The following is a 21922-nucleotide window of genomic DNA, read 5'->3' as shown; positions in this document are numbered from 1 at the left end:
GCACTCTACGAAAGGTTCATTGTTCGGTTTTTACCGCGCGCACGAGTGGGCAGCACGATTTTGTTTCGTTGGAATTGGGCGTGACACTCAACTGTTAAGCCCATTGTTCAGCCCATCGAAATGGAGATTGATCCCGCGCAAAATAGCGTAGTCGCACACCATCGCCTCGATTTCCATGTCGGTTAATGGGCACGGGCCGACCGCAGTCTTGACCTCAGACACGAGACGGCTAACCGGGATTGGAGATTGGTTTACGCGACAGTCCCTGAGACTGAGATTGACGGCGTTGTGAAAACGCGAAAACAGAGGTGAGACGTTCAAAGCGGTACTCATGAAAATCGCTCCCACATTTTTTGTTTTTTCCTTGTGAGGTGCCGTTCTTGGAATTTCTTGAACGGTGACTAGAACGATCCGAAATCGAGCCTGCAGTATTGCCCTGCGATGCGTAGAGGTCTGTTTCGTTCTTTGCGCCTTCCGTGCAGCCGCACGAGCTCGGCTGCACGGCTGGCCAAGGTGTCGGCCCGTGTCCAGCTCACAGGGGAGGTATGTAAGCGCTGAGTTTCCTTTCCCTGTAAACGATGGCCGAGGCAAGCTATGGAATGACTCGCTTTCGGAAGGACGTCATTAACCCAAGTAAGTCTGGCCAAGATGGTAAAATCCGTACAGTCGTGACGACCGCGGCAGAGCTGTCTTGCGTCGCACACTCAGAAGGCTGCGATATTGATGATCCCGGCGGCTCGGCAAATATCAGCTTAAGCAACCCAAGGACGGCTTGCGGCACGTCAAAGCGTGGTTGATGCGTTGGATGTGACCGCCCCAAGCTTTTATGTCGGCCCTCAGAGCCGCACCACCCCGCGATGCTATCCGAAGAGGACCTCAGCGGCTCAACCATCAATGATCAAGGCCAGCAGCATCTCCTCCTCGTCGGCCGCAGCTTCGAAGCCGGACTCGTTTACCCGGCATTTTGCCATCCATCGCAGTCAGACATGCCTCGGCTGCGAGCCGCCACTTCGCGCCACGATTGGGCCACCTCAGGAGTTCCTCTGCGGCGGTATCAACCCGGCCTATACCAAGGCGGAGCCCCGATCTTCCAACCAAATTTGATTTGAGCATTGTGCGGCCGAGGCCGCTTATCAGAAGGGACAACGGGCTGATCGATTGACACGCATCCGACGCCCACTTGTGATGGAACATTAGGCAAATCTAATGGTTTAGGGCTCGGCAGGGACCCGACGATCCCCGCAAGCCCTCCGGGGCGCCCGCCGCTGCCGTGAATGGGGCGGCGGGTTTTTACGTTTCACGGCCTGCCTGCTCGCTCCGGAAAGGTGTGGGCTGTTTGTCCCTAAACCGGTGGGGCAAGTTGGGATGCCCTCAGCATCCCTTCCGTGGAGGCGGTGATGGCCATGGACGGACAGCCGTGGTTGCCCCGCGCTCTGTCTCCACAGTGGGCGGGCTTATATTACTCTTCAACTTGACTGTTAGCCACGCTGAGCGGTACCGCACCGGCTACACGAAGCAGTTGATCACCGCTAAGGGACAGGGATGGTCTCGATAAATTTGCTGAACCATGCCGACGAGGCATCTGAATTTCTCACGGTGGTAGGAAGTCCGCATCGGCTGTTAATCCTGCTCCACTTGCGCAATGGAGAGGCCACGGTGAATGGGCTCGTCGACACTTTGCAAATCCCGCAGTCCTTGCTTTCAATGCATCTAGGGAAGCTGCGGAAGCTCGGCTTGGTCAAGAAGAGTCGGGACAGGCAACGGATTTACTACTCCTGCAACTCAAGCAAGGTGTGGGCTCTGTTTTCCTTCTTGGACAAATTCTATGGTGAGGTCGAGGTGGGTTCTACTCCTGCCGCAGCGTCGTAATCGCCAACCGTGAGCGCGGCCTAGGTCTTGCGGCGCTTCGAAATCGTCCGCCATAGCTTGATTTCGTCTTTGACCCCACTTGGGAAGACGTCGACAACTTCCTCAGCGAGGACTTCCATCTGCACCACATCATCTTTGGCGATGAAGTGCTCCCTACATAGTCGGTCGAACACACGCTTTAGCAAGGCTAGATCGGCGGGCTCGTATGCCCCGCCATGACGTCGAAATGGCATTTAGCGCCTCACTCCGCGGATCCAGACCCGCCGCCTTCCTTCATAAGCGCCCTGAATTCGGCTGGAGGCGCAAGGCAGAAAGCTCGAAAAGCTTCCAGGAACCCCGGGCAAATGAGACGCCGCATCGGACAATAGGGGGCACGGATACCGCAGCGAACGACCGCAATGGAGCGGGCAGAATCGTGGGCAAAAGAGCGCCCGAATAGGGCTTTCGGCTGCTCCGTCGTGGGAACGAAAAAAGAAGAGAAGCAGAACCTTTCCGTGTGCGATTTTTGCACACGGTCTCCCGCAACTATCTGATATTATTTATCTCTCTGCCCCATCCATCAGGCGGTTGATAGTTGACGCGACGTTGTCAGCGGCTTGAGATGCATCACTCCTCCCTGAATGCCCGCGCTATCTGATCCGCCAGCGGCTTCACGAGATAGGACAACATCGTGCGGCTGCCGGTCGAAAAGAACGCTTCGACGGGCATGCCCGGTGCCAGGGTCAGACCCTTCAGTTTTTTCAGCTCGGTGCGCGGCAGGCTGACGCGAACCGTGTAAAAGCTCGCGCCGCTTCGCTCGTCGACGCTGAGATCTGCGGAGATTTCGTTGACGACGCCATTCAGTTCCTGTGTCAGACGCTGATTAAACGCCGAGAGCTTCAGTGCCACGTCCTGACCGAGCGAGAGCTGATCGATGTCCTGCGGCGCGATGCGGGCCTCGACGGTGAGATCGTCGGCCACCGGCACCACAAGCATGATCACCTCGCCCGGCGAAATGACGCCGCCGACAGTATGGACTGCAAGCTGGTGAACAACGCCATCCTGCGGACTGCGGATATCGATGCGCTTGAGCTGGTCCTCGGCCGAAACCTTGCGTTCCACGAATTCGGAGATTTTCCCCTGGACATCGCGAAGCTCGGTCGCAACCTCGCTGCGCAGGTCCTGGTCGACCTGGATAATCTGCAAGCGGGTCTCGGCGATCCGGCCTTTCGCTTGTGCGATCGATGCGGTCAGTTGCCCGTGTTCGCCGTCGAGCCGAACCGCGTCGCGTTCCAGCGCCGTCATGCGGTCGATCGAGACAAGCTTCTTCAGCCATAGCGTGCGGATGCTGTCCAGTTCGGTGCCGATCAATTTTATTTCCTGGCTCTTGGCCTCCCGTTGTTCGGTGAGCCCCGACGTTTCCTCGGCAAGCTGCGCGATGCGTTCTTCCAACTGCGCCTTCTGCCCGGCGCGCGCCTGCCGGCGAAACTCGAACAACGACTGTTCGCCAGCCATGGCGCGCGCAACGGCGGTGTCATCCCGCTTCGAGGTCAGGGCGGTTGGGAAGGCGATGTCATTGTGGTCATCCCGTTCGGCTTCGAGACGGGCCAGGCGGGCCTCGAACTCGTCTAAACCCTTGGTGACGATCGCCAGGTTGGCGCGGGTGACGGTTTCGTCGAGACGGATCAGGACCTGGCCGGATTTCACAGCGCCGCCTTCCCGCACCAGGATTTCGCCGACCACGCCACCGGTGGGATGCTGAACCTTCTTGACACTGGAATCGACGACCAGCTTTCCGGGTGCGATCACGGCGCCCGAAAGCTCCGTGACCGCCGCCAGGCTACCCGCACCGCCGACAAGAAGAATGCAGGCGGCCACACCGCCAAGCAGGTAGCGCCGAATGGTCCGATCGATGGTGGGAGCCACGGCCATCAGGATACATTCTCTTCAGATGCGGGCACGACCTTCAAGGGAACCCCGGCCGGCCGTGTGACCTTGTTCAAGACCTCATTCTTCGGCCCGAACGCCTGGACGCGGCCATTGGCCATCACCAGAACCTGGTCGAGGCTTGCGAGCGCGCTCGGGCGGTGTGCTACGACCACGGCGATGCCGCCGCGCGCGCGAACGCCCTGGATGGCTCCCGTCAACGCGGCTTCGCCTTCGGCATCGAGGTTCGAATTGGGCTCGTCGAGAATGACCAGGAAAGGATCGCCATAAAGAGCACGCGCCAGCGCCACCCTTTGCCGCTGGCCTGCCGACAGCGCCGACCCGGCCTCGCCGATCCGTGTCTCGTAGCCCTCCGGCAAATGCACGACGAGGTCGTGAACGCCGGCCGCCCGGGCCGCCGCCAATATCTTGTCCGAAGCGGCCTGAGGTTCGAAACGCGCAATGTTTTCGGCGATGGTGCCGTCGAACAGCTGCACATCCTGCGGCAGATAGCCGATATGACTGCCAAGCTCTTCCGGCGACCACTGATCGAGCGTCGCTCCGTCCAGCCTCACGGTTCCACGCATGGGAAGCCATATCCCGGCAATGGCGCGGACCAGCGAAGACTTGCCCGAGGCGCTCGGACCGACGATGCCGAGCCCAGCACCCTTCTCAAGCGCAAAGCTGGCATCCTGGACGACAACGCGGCGTTCCCCCGGCGGCGTGACGCTGATGGCTTCGACCTTAAGGGTGGAGGTCGGCGCCGACAGGTCGACACTGGTTGCGGTTTCCGGAAGCAGTGCCAACAACTGGGTCAGCCGGGCCCAGGCCTGGCGGGCATTGACGAAGCCTTTCCAATGCGCGATCGCCAATTCAATCGGCGCCAGCGCCCGGCCCATCATGATCGAGCTGGCGATCATGATGCCGCCCGTCGCTTCCTGATGGATGACGAGCCAGGCGCCGATCGCCAGTATGCCCGACTGCAGCATCATGCGCAGGATCTTCGAGACCGTTCCAAGCGTGCCGGCCAGATCGCTGGCTTTCGCGTTGGTCCCGAGATAGTCGGCGTTGATGCCCGACCAGCGCTCGGCGATGCGCGAGCCAAAGCCCATCGCCTGCAGCACTTCGACATTGCGGCGCGTCGCCTCGGCAAGCGTATTGCGGGCGGCTGCCTGGATGTTGGCTCTTTTGGCGGGTTCGCGCGTGCGGGCCTCGGCAAGCAGCGTCAGACCGAACAGAATGACAGCTCCGGCCAATGCCGTCATGCCGATCCAGAAATGGAAGAGGAAACAAATCCCGAGATAAAGCGGCATCCAGGGTAGGTCGAAAAGCGCCGTCGGTCCTGCGCTCGACAGAAACGACCGCACTTGATCAAGATCCCGCAATGATTGCAGGCCGTCGCCTGCGAGCTTCGTGCGCAAAGGCAGGCGCATAAGGGCGGAATAGACCTGGCCGCTCATGCGCGCGTCAAGTGCCATGCCGATGCGCACGAGCAAACGCGACCGGATGAGCTCGAGCACGCCCTGGAAGACGAACAGCGTGCCGGCAAACACGACAAGCCCGACCAGCGTCGGCACACTGCGGCCGGGAATGACGCGATCATAGACCTGCAGCATGAAGAACGAGCCGGTCAAGGCGAGGATGTTGACCACGCCGCTCATCAGCGCGATGCCGGCGAACGCGCGGCGGAACGAAGCCAAGACCGCCGCGAGGGTTGTTCGCGGCGGCTCTGATGGACGGGACTGCGGCATCGCGTTCAAGTGCAATCCAGCTCAAGAATCAGGCGGCGATGAACTGGAAGTCATCCTGGTGCAGGTTCGCCAAGGCGACGTTCTTCAGGGTCAAGACATTGCTGGCGTCATGCGTGATCACCGTGTCGGCGCCGACCTGCGTCGCCGTGGCGAGCATGGAGGCAAAGTCGTCGAAGACGTCGTTGTCGAACTGGATAACATCGTCGGATCCTGCTCCAGCCGCGAAGTCGGTGATATTGTCGAGACCGAACCCGGCGTTGAAAATGAAGGTGTCGTTGTCAGAGCCCCCGGTCAATGTGTCGACCCCAGCCCCACCAACCAGTACATCGTCACCGGCCATACCTTGCAACGTATCGTTCCCTGCGAAGCCAGATAATCTTTCGCTGTTTGCCGCACCGACCAGCGTATCGTTGCCGTTTGTGCCGTATTGGCCAAGTTGGCTGTCTATCGCCGCCCGGTCCCAAACTGTCCCATCAGCGAACTGAATGGTGGCGATGCCATATTCACGGCCGTCATGGCTCTGTCCCCAATACTGATATGTGCTCGTCACACTGTCGGCGCCGAGTATCGAGATGGTCAGCTTGTCGCCGGACCGCACCAATCCGATTTCGGAGGGATCGATGTCTGTCAAAACCAATTTGTCGGTTCGGTCATAGCCGGCCCCGGTTTGGGTCAAGATGTCATTGCCGTCGCCTTTGGCAAACATGAATGTATGCCCACCATTGCCGGAATAGCTGAACGAGTCATTGCCGGTTCCACCCGAAACCATAAGGCCGTTACTGGCAAGCGTCATCTGATCGTTGCCGGATGTCCCTCGTATCCAAGAATTGGCGCTGATGTCGGCAGCATTCCACTCCGTACCATCCGCAAACGCGATCTTCTCAATACCCCAATTGGCAGTCGTCGAGTAGAACTGGTACCGAACGATAATGACTTCGCCAGTCGAATTGACCTTTATCCTGAGATGCTGTCCGTCGCTCGACAGCGCCACGTCTCCTGCATTCAAGTTTGAAAGTTTCAGTGTGTCTATGTCGGCAGTTGATCCGGAATTATCATCGATCGTATCGCTGCCATCACCGGAGCCATAGACATAGATGTCATTGCCCGCTGCTCCGCTGATGTAGTCATCGCCCGCATTACCGATGAGGCGATCATTGCCGGAAGTGCCCGAAATCGTTTCGGCATTAGTCGTGCCATAGATCGTGGCGAGACCTGTGAGGATGCCGTCCAGGCCCCAGTCGTTGCCACCCAGGACAGTGCCGTCGTCAAAGACGATCTTCTCGACGCCGCCTTCCTGATCGAGCTGATTGTCCAGCGTGATTGTCTGACCAGTAGCCAGGACGCGTATCACCACATCGAATAAATCACTATACGGACGCTCGAATCGGACATCTGTCTGGTTGATGCTGTCCAGAACGAGTGTGTCGACATCGGTGCCGCTGGCAACCTCGTTGATCACATCGTTACCGTCACCAAATATGTAGGTGTAGCTGTCGTTGCCCGCATGGCCGACCAGTAGATCGTTGCCAAGACCAGCGCGGATGTCATCGTTGCCAGCCGTTCCGGTAATAGTCTCATCGCTGGAACTACCACCGACATAACTGATATGGGCATTCATATCGGTCCTGGTCCAGATCGTTCCGTCGCCAAAGATGATGTTTTCGACACCCTGACCGTAGTAGTCAGCGAGCGTATCCTTGAGCAGCACCGAGCCACCGTCGCCGGCGGCGGGCGCACTCTCGGCAGTCACCACTCTCACATCATTGCCGTTTCGAACCAACGTCACCGCTGCTGAGTTGATATCGCTGAACACCAGCCGATCGTTGCTACCGCCGCTTATGTTCTCAACGATGGCATCGTTTCCATCGCCCCGAGCATAAACGTAGCTGTCGTCACCTGTCCCGCCACTGAGACTGTCGTCGCCGGCCTTGCCTTGCAACGTGTCGGCAACATTGAAGCCGGTGATGTTGTCGTTTCCGGCGGTGCCGGCCTGATCGAGCAACCTGACTCTGACGTCTGCCTGCGTCCAAGTCGTCCCATCGGCGAAGACGATTTTGTCCACCCCCTGGCCGTAATAGTCGTCGAGGCTGTTCTTCAGTATGATCGAACCACCGTCACCGGCGCCAAGTGCGCTTTCGGCAATCACCACCGTCACGTCATTGCCGTTGCGCACCAGGCTCACGGCCGAAGGATTGATGTCGCTAAATAGCAACCGATCATTGCTTCCGCCGCTCGTGTTCTCAATGATCGTGTCGTTTCCGTCGCCCTGAGCATAAACATAGCTGTCGTCGCCTGCTCCGCCACTGAGGCTGTCGTTGCCCTTGCCGCCATGCATTATCGCCGAAGCGGCGCTACCAACCAGAACGTCGTCGCCATCCGTTGCAGAGTCGGACACCGACATCTGCCGGAGGAAGTCTGCATTCCAAATGACGCCGTTGTCGAACTCGACGGTTTCGACGCCATACTGGTCATAGTGGTAGATGCCATTTTGAGGTCCGGTGATCGTGAGACTGCTTGCGTCACCAGCACCCGGAGCACTCTCGGCTAATTCAAGGAGAAGACTGCCATTGAGGCGTGAGAAGCTGACTTTGGCAGGATCGACATTGTGCAAGCGGATCCGATCGTTCGACCCGGTTTCCTCGACCGTCTCAAAGATGGAGTCATTGCCATCGCCGCGCGTATAGTCAAAAAGGTCATTGCCGAGACCACCAGTCAACGCGTCGTCGCTCGCACCTCCAACCAGGGTGTCATTACCCAAATAGCCATCGAGCGTGTCGTTGCCCAATCCTCCCGACAACGAATCATTGCCCGATCGCCCATCGAGAACGTCGTGGCCCGAGCCGCCAACGAGTTGGTTGTCAGCGCTGTCGCCATGAATCTCGTCGTTGAGCGCCGTTCCGACGATGTTTTCAAGACCTCGTACAGTAGCCACGAGCCGCAAAGTTCCAACCTGCAACGATGGACCATCGCTTGTCTTCGCCTCGCCCTGGTTCTCGACGAGGTCGACATGGATGGCGGCGCCAAAATTCTGGAATGTCGCTGTATCGGTACCGGCTCCGCCATCGAGAGCGTCGACATCGCCAGTATCGGCAACGGTTAATGCCAGCGTGTCATTGCCGATATCGCCGAAGATGAGGTCGCTGCCACCCTTCCCGTCGATGAAATCATTGCCGCGACCACCTTCGATCCGCTGATCCAGATATGAACCGATAAGGGTTTCGTTACCGGTGCCCCCTGCAAAGAAGGCGGAGCCCTCCTGAGCCCAGAAGCGGATGTCTTCCCGGTTCCAGACGGTGCCGTCGGCGAACACCAGGCGCTCAAGACCTCGCCCAATGTCCGGCCTACCCCAAAAAGCCCCTTCATCGGTAATTGTCTGCCCCGTGGGCACAATCGTAATGTAAAGATTGTATCCGTCCGTGGAGAGCGCGACGTCTTTTGGATTGATTCCGTTCAACACCAGCGTGTCGGTTTCCTCGATCGAACGCGATCCATCCACTATTAGATCGTTTCCGTCGCCCAAGCCGTAAATATAGGTGTCACTTCCGTTCATGTACCCGGGATTATAAGCTTGCCAGCTTTGAGGAGCGGAAACGATAATGTCGTCACCGATGCCGCCAATAAAAGTATCGTTCATCGTATCTTGGCCGCTTTGGAGCGTGTCGTTCGTATTGGTTCCCCGGTACCAGCCTTTCGCCAGCATGGCTTCCCGGTCCCAGACTGCGCCGTCTGCGAATTCTATACGGTCGATGCTGTGATCGGTGCTGGAAAAATTCCAGTAAAACCGCGCGTTTGTGATGGTCTGGCCAGTGACCAGGTCTTTGACAACAAGATCGTCGGCAATTCTTGAAAGTTCGACGTCGTCCGAATCAATGTCGATCAATCGCAACGTGTCGACCTCTGTGGCGGAGTGAGAGCCGTCGACTATGAAATCGTTCCCGTCACCGTGGCGATAAATGAATGTATCGCTGCCATTGCTGAGGCCCCGATCCCATACCTGCCAATACGAAGGGGCGGAAGCAATGACATCATCCCCCTGCCCACCGTCAAAGGTCTGGTTCCAAACAGCGTCGTTTTGGAGAAAATCTCGAGAGCTTGTGCCGCGCAGCCAGGTTGCCTCCGCGTGCGACCGCATCTGCGACCGATTCCAGATGACGCCGTCGGCGAATTCGATCCGATCGAGGCCGGACCCCGTCGTCCCATCGAGGTAAAGAAAGTCCACGCTGGTGATCGTTTCGTTCGTCTGAAGCATCCTTATGACAAGGTTCGTGCCGCTGAAGGACAACTCCACCTGGTCCGGATTAATATCGGACAAAACCAGCCGGTCTATTTCCGTGAGAGATGCAGCGGAATCGCAAATGACATCGTTCCCATCGCCTAGAGCGTAAAGGAAAGTATCGTTTCCGGTGTCGCTGCCGTTATACAGCGTTCCAATAACGATCCCGGACTGTATGAAATCGTCGCCCTTGCCGCCCTCGAATACCTCATCCTCGGTGCCCCAGTCCTGCAGTGTATCCGAGCCGTCCCCGCCAATCAGGTGGTCGGTCCCGGCGCCACCTTTCAGTGCGTCGTCTCCCTTGCCGCCATAAAGCAGGTCGTCGCCACCGCCGCCATCAAGATAGTCATTACCGTGGGCGCCGGGGAGAGAGAACCCGCCATAGCCGGCCAGCGGATCGTCGCCGAAGAGCTGGTCGTTGCCATCACCCCCCACGAGGGAATCGTTGCCTCTGCCGCCCACAAGTATGTCGTTGCCGCCATAGCCGTTCATTGAATTGTGGCCGTCGGTAGCCCCGGCAAATGGGGAGTGGTCCGCCGACATGATATCATCGTAGTTGTCAGACCCGGTGAAGAGATCATGAGGACCACTCAGGAAACCGTGCGGGCTAAGCACCGGAGGCGGCCCGCCTGCTATTATCCCGCTGTTGCCGAACTCATCGTAAAAGTGAGCCCACTGAAGGTTGCCGTTGACGTACTCGGACCATGTCCAGAAGTCTCGGCCGAGATAATCCACGCCCGTTTTGTAGAAAATCTGCTCCCTGTTCAGAGTTGTGCCACCAGCAAACGTAATCTGGTCGACGCCGTATGCAGTCAGCCCCCAATCCTCAAGGAAATTTTGTGCGCTTGTAAAGAACCCGCCGATCGATATTACTTCTCCGGTGGACTCAACGGTTATCTGGAGACTGTCTCCACTGTAGGAGAATTTCACATCGCTGACATAGACGCCTGAAAGAATAAGTTTATCGACGTCGGCCTGGTTGTTTATGTTGTCGACGATATAATCACTGCCGTCCCCCTTCTTCCAGATGTATGTATCCGCGCCGGCACGGCCATCCATGGTGTCGTTGCCGCGACCGCTGGCGAAAGTATCATTGAGGGCTGAACCGTAGAGGCCGTTCGCATTGTCGTCCCCCCGGATCCATGCCTCCTTGACGATCGTCTGCCGGTCCCACACGGCACCGCTTGCAAACTGGATTCTGTCAATGCCTGAGCCATAATCACTCCAAATGTTTTGCTGGTTCGGAGCACCACTGTTCACGAAGAACGATAGGTCGGTAATGACTTCACCCGTCGACAGAATCTTGATGGTCAACGCGTCGCCGACACGGGACAGCTGGACGTCGGACGGCATGAGATTGGCGAGGATCAGCCTGTCGATCTCCGCCTTGATCCAACTGGTGTCGTTGATGACGTCGAACCCGTCACCCGCGGCATAGAGGATTGTGTCGTTGCCGGCGCCGATCCTGATTTCGTCGTCGCCCTTGCCGCCCTGCAGAACATCGTTCAGAGCCGTGTCCTGAACGAGGTTGTCACGGCCGTCGCCGACTGTGGTCGTGTGACTGCGGATCGCCTCGCGGTCCATCAGCGAACCATCGGCAAAGCGTATCTGGTCGATGCCGAGATTCTTCGTGCCCCAATCAGCGAAGAAATCCTCCGAGACGATCTTCTCGGTCGAGCCCGAAATCTTCAAGATCAGATCGTTGCCGATCCGTTCGAAGGTGAGATCCGTTGCCGCCAGATTGGTGAGCAGCAAGGTGTCTTTTTCAACCACAGACGTCGAGCTATCGCGGATGTAGTCGGTACCGTCGCCGCGCGTGTAAACAAACAGGTCACTACCAGCACCGGAGACCAGCAAATCGTCGCCCTTGCCGCCGACAAACACATTGTCACCATCGGTACGGACCATGCCATCGGCGCTATCAGTTCCAAGCGCTGCCGTTCCGCCGGCGATTTCGGTGGCGATCAGCCGAAGGTCATGATCGGCAATCGTCGAGAATACAGTGTTGGCCGTCGTCAGATAGGCGGCGCGATCACCCTCGAAGGCAACCGACACCACCCCTTCTAGCCCCGAGATCGTCTTGACCAGGTAACTTGCCGCTGCCCCAGTTGTCTCAGGAATCATCCCCTTGATGAGATCTAGCACCATGCCGACATTTCCGGGAGTTTCCGGCGGCTCGGTACCCGTTGGCCATTCATGCCGGAAGTCGAGCAGGGCATAGAAGAAATAGGGGCTTTCCAGCGCGCCCAGCAAATCTCCGCCTCTGGCGATCGTGCTTCCCGCCGTCTGAGCCAGGAAGGCCATCAGCATGACGTCGACGATCTGGTTGAAGCTCGCTTCGATGTTGGCACCGAACTGCTGCGTCGTCGGCGAGGTCGAGAGTTGCTGACCTACATAAAGCTCCTTGTATCCGACGCCGAAGAATCTCTCAACGAAGGCCAGATGCTGGGCGTCGGCATACTGCCCACGCGCGCCCTCGGCGATACCGCTCACGGACGCCCAGCGCAGCAACAGGTCCTCGAAGGCGGAACGCAACTGCTCCGGCGACAGGGACGCCGCGGCATCGGTCAATGCAGTCCAGTCGGCCTTGAACGCGGCATCCTGCGTCGCCATCCAGGCGATCGAATTGATCTGGCCGGACCCCGGCAATTGCGGCAGCTTGTCGACGCCTTCGGCCGGCGTGAAGTTGGGCGTGTTGTCGGCGCGCGTGTCCTGACGGTCGGTCTGGAAATAAATGGTTTGCGCGGTTCCAGTCGTGCCGTTCGCCCGCGTGAACAAGGCCTCATAGCCGACATCATGGCCGGAATTGGTGCCGGCCGCATCGGTTCGCGTCAGCGCGATCGAGACGATGCCGGCCTCGGTCAACGTCACCATCTCGCCGGCGTCTGAAACACCATCCTGGTCGAGGTCCTGCCAGACCCTGAGCGTGCTGAACACCGCATCGGACGCATCGATCTTGCCGTCGCCATTGGTGTCGAAAGTCTCAAGAACGGCGAACCCGTCCTGCGTGGACGAGCCGAAGAGTTCGGACACGCCGTCGACAACGCCATTTCCATTGGCATCGACAACCAGGATACCGTCATCCGCCGAGACCCAGCCGGTGCGCTCGGCAAAGCCATCGCCATCATAGTCGAAATGGACCGCGGAGCCGGCGAGTGGCGAGAGGTGGATGCCGTCGCCGTTGAGGTCGAGGACGAGCGGGTCGTGGAAGATGTTGAGAAGCGGGGATTGCAGAAGCGAGCCAGGGCCCGTAAAAGGAAAAAATAGAAAATCGAAAATATGATTATATAACCCCTCAATCCCCGCGCTCAGGTCGTCATAAATGCCTTCGAAGAGCCCTGGATAGAATTCCACTAGCGTTTCGTAGAGCGCTTGGGTTACAGCACCCGCTAATGCCGAGAGTATCAGTCCGGCCGCGCCAGCTGTAATTGTCAGAGGTGCAAAATAAATAAAGGCGGCTGTTACAGCCAGTGCCGCTGTTGCATTTAACAATCCGCCAACGTTTGGATTTGTGGCACCCGCAGCGAATGAAACGGCGGTTGCCTCTGCCGAGCGCCCGAGTTGAATTGCCTTCCCGAGTGGTGTGGTCCCAAGAAATATATTGGTTATCCCTACTACCGATGAGAAGGAAGTTCCCAGCGCTCCTTGGAGATTATCAATATTTGACTTAAAAATCGTGGCAAATCTCACCTCGAATGACGAGAAGAAGTCGTCCTGAGTATCAACCATGCTTAGATCCCTTTAAACCCATAAAGATATATCAGGAAGAAAGTTGAAATCGTCATAGCTGCTGCTGCGATGACAAAAAACGATACCGCCAGCCAGAATCTAATTGGATGCATATTTTTTAAGTAAACTCGACCCCTTGCTGGAAATATTCCTGACAAGATGGCCGGATATACCACGCATATACAAAATTTCACCAGCCATATAGATGCCAAAAGACATGCAATGACGGCTACGGCGCGTGATAATATAAAACTATAGCTCAATTGACCCGCCTGTCATGGATGGCCCGGCAGAAGGTATGTTATTCTTCGGGTGCAGGACGTCCAATCGTTGTTGCATCGCCAAGTGTGGCGCCCGACCATGAAATTCCCCGCCGTTTTCTGTGTTTGGTCCGATGTTCGCCGCACTATCCCGCAGCCAAATCGGTAACACATCCGTGATGGCCTGTTAAGAGCCCGTGAACAAGTGGCTCAATATAATCTGCGTTCTCTTCATAAGACGAATCTAATTTACACTTTGATGTATTGTGGATGTATGGATAGGATTTGTTTCGGCACGATGGAGACAGATAGCTCTCAATCGAGCCAAATATCCATGCGACTTCACACGCAAAGACCTCCAGTCACTGCCCTTAGAAGGCGGCGGCGCACCACATGGGCCGCTCACCAGTTTCCCGATTTCTTCCCATCTTCGTGCTGAGGTGTCCGGAACTCAATACAAACAGCAAAGCGATGAGCAAGGACGGTACAAACGGCATGCCGATGACCAAACCATATTTCGAGTAAGACATCCCTCGGTGTAGTGCACCAGCGACCAAGGGCGCCTACTTCTAAGCCTACGCCGACTGTCCCCCAACCAGAATCGGATCGACGCTCGCCGGCTCTGCATATCGCTGGCGCAGGCGCAGGAATGGCGCCTCGACGCAGGTGTAGCTGAGATAACCGATCGGGATCGTCGCCACGAAGCACAATGCGGACCAGAGGCATGCGACGTAGAAATTGCTGATGCTCATGACATGCGTGTCTATGAACGCCGCCAATTGCATGACGAAGAACAGGTGCAGAAGATAGATCGAATAGCTGTAGGCCCCCGCCTTCTCCAGTATCTTGAACGGCGGGCTTGTTCGCTTTTTCGAAAAGCTCGTGTCGTAGTAGGCGATGCCGAATGAATAGGCTGCCGCCTCCAGGGTCGGCAGGATGATCCATATCCAATGAGGCGACGGATAGCGGCCCAGTTGGTAGAATCCGCCGGCTGCATCGAACCACCCGAAGAACCCGGAAAAAGCCATGAGAACGGCCAGCGCCAGCCAGTGCTGGTTCTTCGCGCGGGCACGCAGGTGGAAGGCAAGAATGCCGGCCAGGAACTGATCCGCATGGCCTATGATGGTTACGGACGCCGCCGACTGCACTTCGCCGATCTGCACATACAGGACAGACCTCAGCACAATGGCTGCCGCGATGAACAGCAAGGGCGCGAGCACAAACCGCCTGGAGCCAGCAGCAGCAACGGCAGCAACAGATAGAAGTGCGCTTCGATCGTTACCGACCAGCCGCCATTCGGGAGGGCGGGAAAAAGAACCCCCAATCCGACGCTCGTGAAATACCCGTCGAGGGACTGGCCGGCCAGGTACCTGCGGCAAGCCTCGATACATATCACGACCAGGAGAAGCGGAAGCAGCCTGAGGGCCCTGTTGGCAAAGAAGGGCAGATAGCTGATCTGTTTTCCATCGAGCAGCTTGGCGAACAGGTAGCCGGAAAGCGCCATGAACAGGGAAACGCCAGTATGCCCTTCATCCAGAACGCTGAAGATAGGAAGAGCCGGTCGCAACACGTAGAATTGAGTTTCGTTCTGACGTTGACGATCTGCGATGCCGCCCATGCCTTCGTTTTTGGGTGCTTTGGTTTCTATGCCTTGGCCTTTGCGGGTCGCAGCTGAATTCCAATGCGACAAGTCGAGTTTCAGCTTGATTGTCGAATTTACAAGTTCGACGCGCCGCTTCAACATCCTGTGTGACATCCCACCATACGAGGTGTCCCTCCGACGCATTTAAAAATTGACGACTTGGTCGAACCTTTCGTAAAGGCGCCCGGCTGTAGCTTCGATGTTTTAGCCATCTGGGTCGAAAATGAGTCTTCTAATCTCAATTTTCTTTTCTTTTCTTGCATCAATAGGACTCGCTATCGCGAAGGCGATTTCAATCTACGGCCTCATTCGAGATAGACGTTATTCTTGGGTAAGTTTTGTAGTAATCTCGATCGTGTGGCTTGGCGCAACGGTGCTGAGTGCCCACCGGACGTGTGGTCAATGGGGGTGTAGCTGGGGCCTTCACTATGGTTGGATTTATGCCCTGTTGCCCCATGGCTTCGTGACGGATGTTTCTTCTGGTGAGAAGCTGTTCGTGGTTGCGATGCTTAGCTATTTGGGCCTGTGCATCTATTTCTTCGGGCATGTCATTGGCTGGTTGTTCTTCGCGGCCGTTAAAATCAGGAAGGCGATCCGCTAAGCCAGGAATCTCTCGCTAGTGTAGATGCCTCTGGCCGGATAGCGGATCGAATTCACAAGCTCCACGCGCTGCTTAAGCATCCCCTGTGACATGATCCCGTAGCGGCCCGTCGTGATGCTGGCGGTGTGTTCAAGCGCGCCACCCTGAACGTTCGAAAAGCTGTCATTGAGCCAGTCAAAGGTGGAGGCACAAGAGCGTCCCCAAAGGGCTATCGGCGGCTCCATCGTGGGAACGAAAAAAGAAGAGAAGCAGAACTTTCGTGTGCGATTTTTGCACACGGTCTCCCGCAACTATCTGATATTATTTATCTATCTGCCCCATCCATCATCGGGGCCACGGCCACTTTATGACTTTGATTTTTCAGCATTTTTTCTTTAACATCAAATCGTTAGAACGTGCCGAGTGCACACAATTTACGCCAGAATACGACCCTTTTCGCCACGTTTCGATCTCTCAGTGCACACGGAGCGCACACGAAAAAATGGCCACCTACACAAAGCTCTCGTCCGGGTCCTGGCGTGTCCAAGTCCGTCGCAAAGGTCGCTACGTCAGCGAAACCTTCCTGCGCCGAGACGACGCACGCCGCTGGGCGACGAAACCGAGCGCCAAGTCGATCGCGGTGAGACACCGACAAAGTCTCGAACAGCGCGCCTGAAAACCTTCGGCGAACTCATCGACCTTCATATCGACGACATGTGCGATGTAGGCAAGTCCCCTCGCCGCTCCAAGGCCGCAGCCCTCGCTATGCTCCAAAGACATCTCGGCAAGTGCAACATCGCGGCTCTCGATCGCGAACGGCTCATTCGTTTCGGCCGTGACCGGGCTGCCCAAGGTGCTGGACCGGTGACGCTAGGCATCGACATCGGTTTCGTAAAACTCATTCTGGCTCATGCCGCTGCGGTGCACGGGCTGCCCGTCAAGGTCGAACCGGTTGATCTCGCGCGGATCGCCCTGAAGAGGCTTGGCCTCGTTGGCAAAGGCAACCAGCGGGATAGGCGGCCGACAAATTGCAGAGCGCTGAAGGCGAGCATGCACGAGATCTATGGGCCGCGAAGGGTCGGCAGGCGTTCGATGCTGAACGGCGTGAAGAGTGGATGGGACGGCGAACTTAGCCACGGTTGGCGCGAGCAACGGCCAGCACGAAGCCCGAACAGCAGACTTCCGCCGGTGCGCCAGCGCCGCAGTCAAGCGCTTGCGCAATAAGTTTTCGCGCTCTTCGTCACTACCGGCGATAATCTTCTCTCGGAAGGGCGCAAGACTTGAGTTGTCGAAGCTCGTCAAAGCAGGCGCTGCCCTAGGAGCAAACTTCAAATGCCAGATCGTGTTCCCCTCGAAACCTCCCGCGCCCCACAGATGCGATCATGCACACTGCGCGTTGATAGAAGCTCTATAGCCAAGGTGCGAGCCAGCGGCACTGCTCTGCACAGCAGGAACGGGCGTAAAGCGAGGGAAGCTCCTCGCCTTGGATGAGGTCGGCGAGCTGACAGTCGCCAGTGTCTCGGGCTGAAGCCAATCGACCAGCACTGCCACGTCCCATTCGTCAGGCTGGGTCCTGCGGTTCAATCGACATCTGGTCGCCCGGCGAGGCCATGATCCTGCCGGCGTCCGAATTGATGTAGGCATCGGCGGCGACGTAGTCGACGGCAGGCATTTAGCACACGCTCGGGTCGCAGCCGCGCAGCAAACGTCCAGGCCGCCCGCCTCACCCGGTTTTCTTCCTAAAAACGGGAGGCACAGGCGGAGCGGCCCTTCATACCAGCGGCTTACTCGATGACGCGGGCGTCACCGACATCTGCGGCTGACGGATCCAGCCCGTAACCTTTGAGCGCTTCCGCGATCGCGCCATCCTTGCGGTAAGCTTCTAGGGACGTGTCAACGGCCTTCGCAAGATCCTCGTTGCTCTTGTCCAGCAGGAAGGCGGTCTGCGACGGGTTCATGGTCGCATCGATGCGCGGATCTTGTTTCAGCACATTTACCTTATAATTCTGTCCTTCGTTCTGAATGACAGCGGAGCCGAAGCCGTCGAGCGCCGCCTCAATACGACCGGCATGAAGGTCCTGCGCGAGGTTCAGCGACGATGGATAGGTCTTGGAGCCTTCGTAAAGCTTCTCCATGTCCTGGACCCATAAATATCCTTCAACGGTGCCGACCTTCTTGCCCAGCAGACCATCGACAGTATCAATGCCGTTGGTCGAGGTGACGGACAGTTGGTCGAGATAGACCGGCGTAGACAGAGCGACGACCTTCGCGCGGGCGGCGGTACGATAGAAGCCGCCAAGCGCGATGTCCGCGCGCCGCGACTGAACTGCGGAAACCGCGCCTGGATATGTGAAGATCTCATAAGCGATCTCCAGGCAGTTCTCCTTGGCAAAACGCTTCACGAGATCGCCGTCGATACCCGCGATGCCGCTGTCTTTTTCGAGCGAATACGGAGCGGTGTTGGTAAGCGCGACTGTGAGTTTGCCCGCTGACACGGTTTCGAAAACGTGCTGCGGCTTGCAATCCTGTGCGGACGCGACGCTGGCACCCAAGGCCGTAGCAATGGCCGCGGCCGAGATAATCTTACTCCAATTTTTCACTGTGCTCTCCTCTGACATTGATGGTTTTTGATTGCAGGTCAGCCGAGATGGCTGCCCAGCCTACGTTCGGTGTACGAGACCAGCCACCCGAACGGGACGGTGATGGCGAGATAGAACAGGCCCGCCAAGATCAGGACATCGAGGTAGAGGTAGGTGGCCGCACCCACGCGATAGGCGCGCGCCAGAAGTTCGGGGATGGCGATCGTGTATGTAAGGGCCGTCGCCTGGAAGATGAGAATGGCAAAGCCCATCAGTGCGGGTATTGCGAACAGGATTCCTTGGGGGATCACTACGAAGCGCAGGATGTCCCGGCGGGTCATGCCGAGCGCCCAGCCCGCCTCGATCTCACAATGCGGAACCGCGTTCAGACCGGCGCGAAGGATCTCGCTGGTGTAGGCGCCTGTCGTTAGCGCCAACGCAATCACGCCAGAGGTGAAGGCACTTACGGTCATCCCGGAAGCAGGCAATCCATAGTAGACCATCTGCAGGACGACGAGTGCAGGCGCACCACGCCCGATCTCGACCAATACCACCGCGAAATAGCGGACGAGCCTGTTTCCAGAGGAAGAGGCAAGCGCAAGAACGAGGCCGATAGGCAATCCGAACAGCAGCGCCAGGCCCGCCAACTGAAGACTGACAATAGCTCCTTGGAAAAGCTGGGGCGACCAGTCCAGCCAGTTAGCCAACATCTCGCTCATTTCGCTTGCCCCCTTGAGCGCAGCCGCCCGTCCACGGCGCGTGCCAACACGACAACGGGTATGGACAGCACGATGTAGAGAAGCGCCGCGAAAATGAACGGCGCGAAGCTGCCGCCGCCGCCTTGAGCCTGCTGCGATGCGTACATCATCACGTCGCGGACACCGATCGTGGAGGCCACGGTCGTGTCTTTGAGCAGGCTAACAAGGAAGGTCGCCATGGGTGGAACCGAGACGCGCAGGACCTGCGGCGCAAGGATATAGCGCAGCGTATCCAGGCGCGACATACCGAGCGCCGTGGACGCTTCCCGCTGGCCCTTCGAGAGGGCCAGGAAGCCACCCCTATAGATTTCAGCGAGATAGGCCGTTGACACCAACCCCATGCCCAGGATGGCAGCCTGATATGAACTGAGAACGATCACTCCGCTGCCCAATCCGAAGAAAATAATGAACAGCCAGACGATCGGCGGGATTCCTCGGACAACGTCGATGTATATGCGCGCCGGCGCGCTTAGCAGAAGCAACCGGGAACGTCGCATCAGCACCAGCGGCATGGCTGCGATGGCCCCGACTCCGAAAGCGCCGAAGGTCACCAGCAGCGTGGCCGGAACGCCTCTGAGCAGTGAAACCAGCAGGTCGATCATCTGCGATCGACCACGGCACGGAAGAACTGCCGCGTGCGGGGCGACGACGGATTGCGGATCACGGCATCAGGCGGACCCTGCTCGATGATCTCTCCATTAGCCATGACGACTACGCGGTCGGCGACGTCTGCGGCAAAGGCGATCTCGTGCGTGACGATGATCATTGTCATGCCTTCCTGGGCGAGCTCGCGCATCACGGCCAACACCTCAAGCCCGAGTTCGGGATCCAGGGCGCTCGTGGGTTCGTCGAAGAGCATCACCTTGGGGTCAAGAGCCAGGGCGCGTGCGATCGCGATACGCTGCTGCTGGCCACCCGACAGGCGCGCCGGATAGGCTTGCGCCTTGTCCGTAAGGTGTACGCGTTCGAGCAATTGGGCGGTGCGCGCGTCCGCCTGCTCCTTGGTGCGCCCCAGAACCCGCATCTGCGGCAGCGAAATGTTGCGCTGCACGGTCATGTGCGGAAACAGGTTGAAGGACTGGAAAACCATCCCGGTGGAACGTCGGAGACTCAGCAGCTCTCCGGCGGACAGATTGCGGTCGACCGAAAACCGGATGGCACCCACTTCAAGGGTGCCGGATGACGGCTGTTCGAGCATGTTGATCGCACGCAGCAGCGTGCTCTTCCCCGCGCCGCTGGGTCCGACGATCGCCACGACCTCGCCGCGCGTGATGTCGAGCGAGACGTTCTTCACGGCGTGATGGCCGCCATAGATCACGTTGATGTTCTTGATGCGTACGATATTTTCTGCCTCGGGCATGGCTTCTTTGTCCTTGCGCTAACGCCGGTGTCCCACTGGTCAAGCCGCCGCAGTATGTGTGCCCGGAACGTTTCTTTCCGGAGTTGGAGCGAGACTTTCGGTGCCTGGGATCGATGCGGGAGAGCCCTTGAGCACCCAGTCTGCGACGATCAGCCCAATCACCGGCGCAAGCTGAATCCCGTAGCCGCCCGCACCGGCCGCGGTGATCAGACCGGGCTCCGACTGATCGACTGGTCCGACATAGGGACGGTGGTCGGCGGTGACAGGGTAGAGGCCTGCCCAGCCCCGGCCGAGCCGGGCGCCCGGCAGATCAGGCAGGCGTTCGATCAGCATCTCGGCCAGCATGACCTTGGACCCTTCCTCGCACTGCTCGTTGTAGTTGTCCGGATCTTCGGGCGACGGCGAACTTACCTTGTGTATCTCGGCGATGAGCTCGCTCGCTTTCTCGTGCCGAAAGTTGAGTCCGGTGCCCTGCCCGTTCACCAGATCCATTACCATCGGCATTGTGTACGGGAGCGGCGCGTCCAAGTGGATTGTCAGCGCCTCGTGGCGCTCGGGGTGGATGTGCAGCGTCTGTCCGAGCATCTCGGCAACGCGTGGCGCCCAGGCGCCTGCCGCATTCACGACGAAGTCGCAGCCGATCGGCCCTTTGCTGGTGTCCAACCGATAGCCACCGGATGTCCGCGCGGCACCAAGCAGCTTGCGGAACTGGAAAACCTCGGAGCCGAGCTTCTTCACCTGTTGCGCCAGCAGCGTGCACATTTCGTGGGGATCGAGGAAGCCGTCGTCCGGCCCGAAGATGCCGCCTTCGAGCCCATCTGAACTCAAGTGCGGCACGAGTTGCTGAAGCTCGTTCGCCTGGTAGACCCTGGATCTGAAGCCGGCATCGCGCTGGATCTCCACCGAGCGGGCGAACAGTTCCATCTGCTCGGAGGTGCGCGCCAGACGCAGGTAGCCGATAGGGCTGAAGCCGAGACCGAGGCGCTCTTGCCACCGGCGGACGCGCTGCACCGATTGCATGCGCAGCTGTATCTCGAACGGATCCGTGAGTTGTGTCCCAACGACCCCGACCGAGCGGCCGCTGGATCCTGACGCAATGGATTGTGCGTCGATGACGGTGACGCGAGCGCCCTGTTCCGCGAGCGCGTGCGCAGAACACATACCGAGGGTACCCGCCCCGATGACGACGACGTGAGGAGAAGCTGTCATGTGACTT

Annotated in this window: 12 protein-coding genes and 1 pseudogene; 3 read left to right on the top strand and 10 right to left on the bottom strand. The window is 58.2% G+C overall.

Annotated features, from left to right (window positions below; genetic code table 11):
• Positions 1–1542: 1542 nt before the first annotated feature.
• Positions 1543–1869, top strand: a complete 327-nt coding sequence (locus AC0L3E_RS28735; protein ID WP_473606167.1) for an ArsR/SmtB family transcription factor — start codon at positions 1543–1545, stop codon at positions 1867–1869.
• Positions 1870–2475: 606 nt separating this feature from the next.
• Here AC0L3E_RS28735 and AC0L3E_RS28730 read toward each other — a convergent pair.
• From AC0L3E_RS28730 to AC0L3E_RS28710, 5 genes are all read right to left on the bottom strand, one after another.
• Positions 2476–3780, bottom strand: a complete 1305-nt coding sequence (locus tag AC0L3E_RS28730) for an HlyD family type I secretion periplasmic adaptor subunit (RefSeq protein WP_473606165.1) — start codon at positions 3778–3780, stop codon at positions 2476–2478.
• Entirely contained in the window at positions 3780–5525 is a 1746-nt protein-coding gene (locus AC0L3E_RS28725; RefSeq protein ID WP_473606293.1) for a type I secretion system permease/ATPase, read from the bottom strand. The genes AC0L3E_RS28730 and AC0L3E_RS28725 overlap by 1 nt, the downstream gene beginning before the upstream one ends.
• A 28-nt stretch (positions 5526–5553) precedes the next feature.
• Complete coding sequence (locus AC0L3E_RS28720) at positions 5554–13527, bottom strand: calcium-binding protein (RefSeq protein WP_473606164.1); 7974 nt, start codon at positions 13525–13527, stop codon at positions 5554–5556.
• An 835-nt stretch (positions 13528–14362) separates the two neighbouring features.
• On the bottom strand, positions 14363–14995 hold the full coding sequence (locus AC0L3E_RS28715) for an acyltransferase family protein (protein WP_473606163.1): 633 nt from the start codon (positions 14993–14995) through the stop codon (positions 14363–14365).
• Entirely contained in the window at positions 14965–15531 is a 567-nt protein-coding gene (locus AC0L3E_RS28710; protein ID WP_473606161.1) for an acyltransferase family protein, read from the bottom strand. Before AC0L3E_RS28710 ends, AC0L3E_RS28715 begins: the two co-directional genes overlap by 31 nt.
• A gap of 121 nt (positions 15532–15652) precedes the next feature.
• Here AC0L3E_RS28710 and AC0L3E_RS28705 point away from each other — a divergent pair, with 121 nt between their 5' ends.
• Entirely contained in the window at positions 15653–16030 is a 378-nt protein-coding gene (locus AC0L3E_RS28705) for a hypothetical protein (protein ID WP_473606160.1), read from the top strand.
• Positions 16031–17028: 998 nt separating this feature from the next.
• Positions 17029–17142: pseudogene (locus tag AC0L3E_RS28700) on the top strand (conjugal transfer protein TraD); the annotation flags it as partial.
• A 651-nt stretch (positions 17143–17793) separates the two neighbouring features.
• Here the strand turns inward: AC0L3E_RS28700 and AC0L3E_RS28695 are convergent.
• Genes AC0L3E_RS28695 through AC0L3E_RS28675 form a run of 5 tightly spaced genes read right to left on the bottom strand, consistent with a single transcriptional unit; the run spans position 17794 to position 21915 of the window.
• Positions 17794–18609 (bottom strand): substrate-binding periplasmic protein, encoded by an 816-nt coding sequence (locus tag AC0L3E_RS28695; protein ID WP_473606159.1) that lies wholly within the window; start codon positions 18607–18609, stop codon positions 17794–17796.
• A 38-nt stretch (positions 18610–18647) separates the two neighbouring features.
• Positions 18648–19307: an amino acid ABC transporter permease gene (locus AC0L3E_RS28690; protein WP_127270814.1), complete on the bottom strand. Its 660-nt coding sequence runs from the start codon at positions 19305–19307 to the stop codon at positions 18648–18650.
• Positions 19304–19948 carry an amino acid ABC transporter permease gene (locus tag AC0L3E_RS28685; RefSeq protein ID WP_127380150.1) on the bottom strand — a complete coding sequence of 215 codons (645 nt, stop codon included), beginning with the start codon at positions 19946–19948 and terminating at the stop codon, positions 19304–19306. The genes AC0L3E_RS28690 and AC0L3E_RS28685 overlap by 4 nt, the downstream gene beginning before the upstream one ends.
• Positions 19945–20706 (bottom strand): amino acid ABC transporter ATP-binding protein, encoded by a 762-nt coding sequence (locus tag AC0L3E_RS28680; RefSeq protein ID WP_473606158.1) that lies wholly within the window; start codon positions 20704–20706, stop codon positions 19945–19947. Before AC0L3E_RS28680 ends, AC0L3E_RS28685 begins: the two co-directional genes overlap by 4 nt.
• Before the next feature lie 39 nt (positions 20707–20745).
• Positions 20746–21915 carry an NAD(P)/FAD-dependent oxidoreductase gene (locus tag AC0L3E_RS28675; protein WP_292562644.1) on the bottom strand — a complete coding sequence of 390 codons (1170 nt, stop codon included), beginning with the start codon at positions 21913–21915 and terminating at the stop codon, positions 20746–20748.
• Positions 21916–21922 lie beyond the last annotated feature (7 nt).

The organism is Mesorhizobium sp. WSM4822 (genome assembly GCF_055811155.1).
Note: the sequence above shows the minus strand (reverse complement) of the source record. Positions and strands in the feature narration are given on the sequence as shown.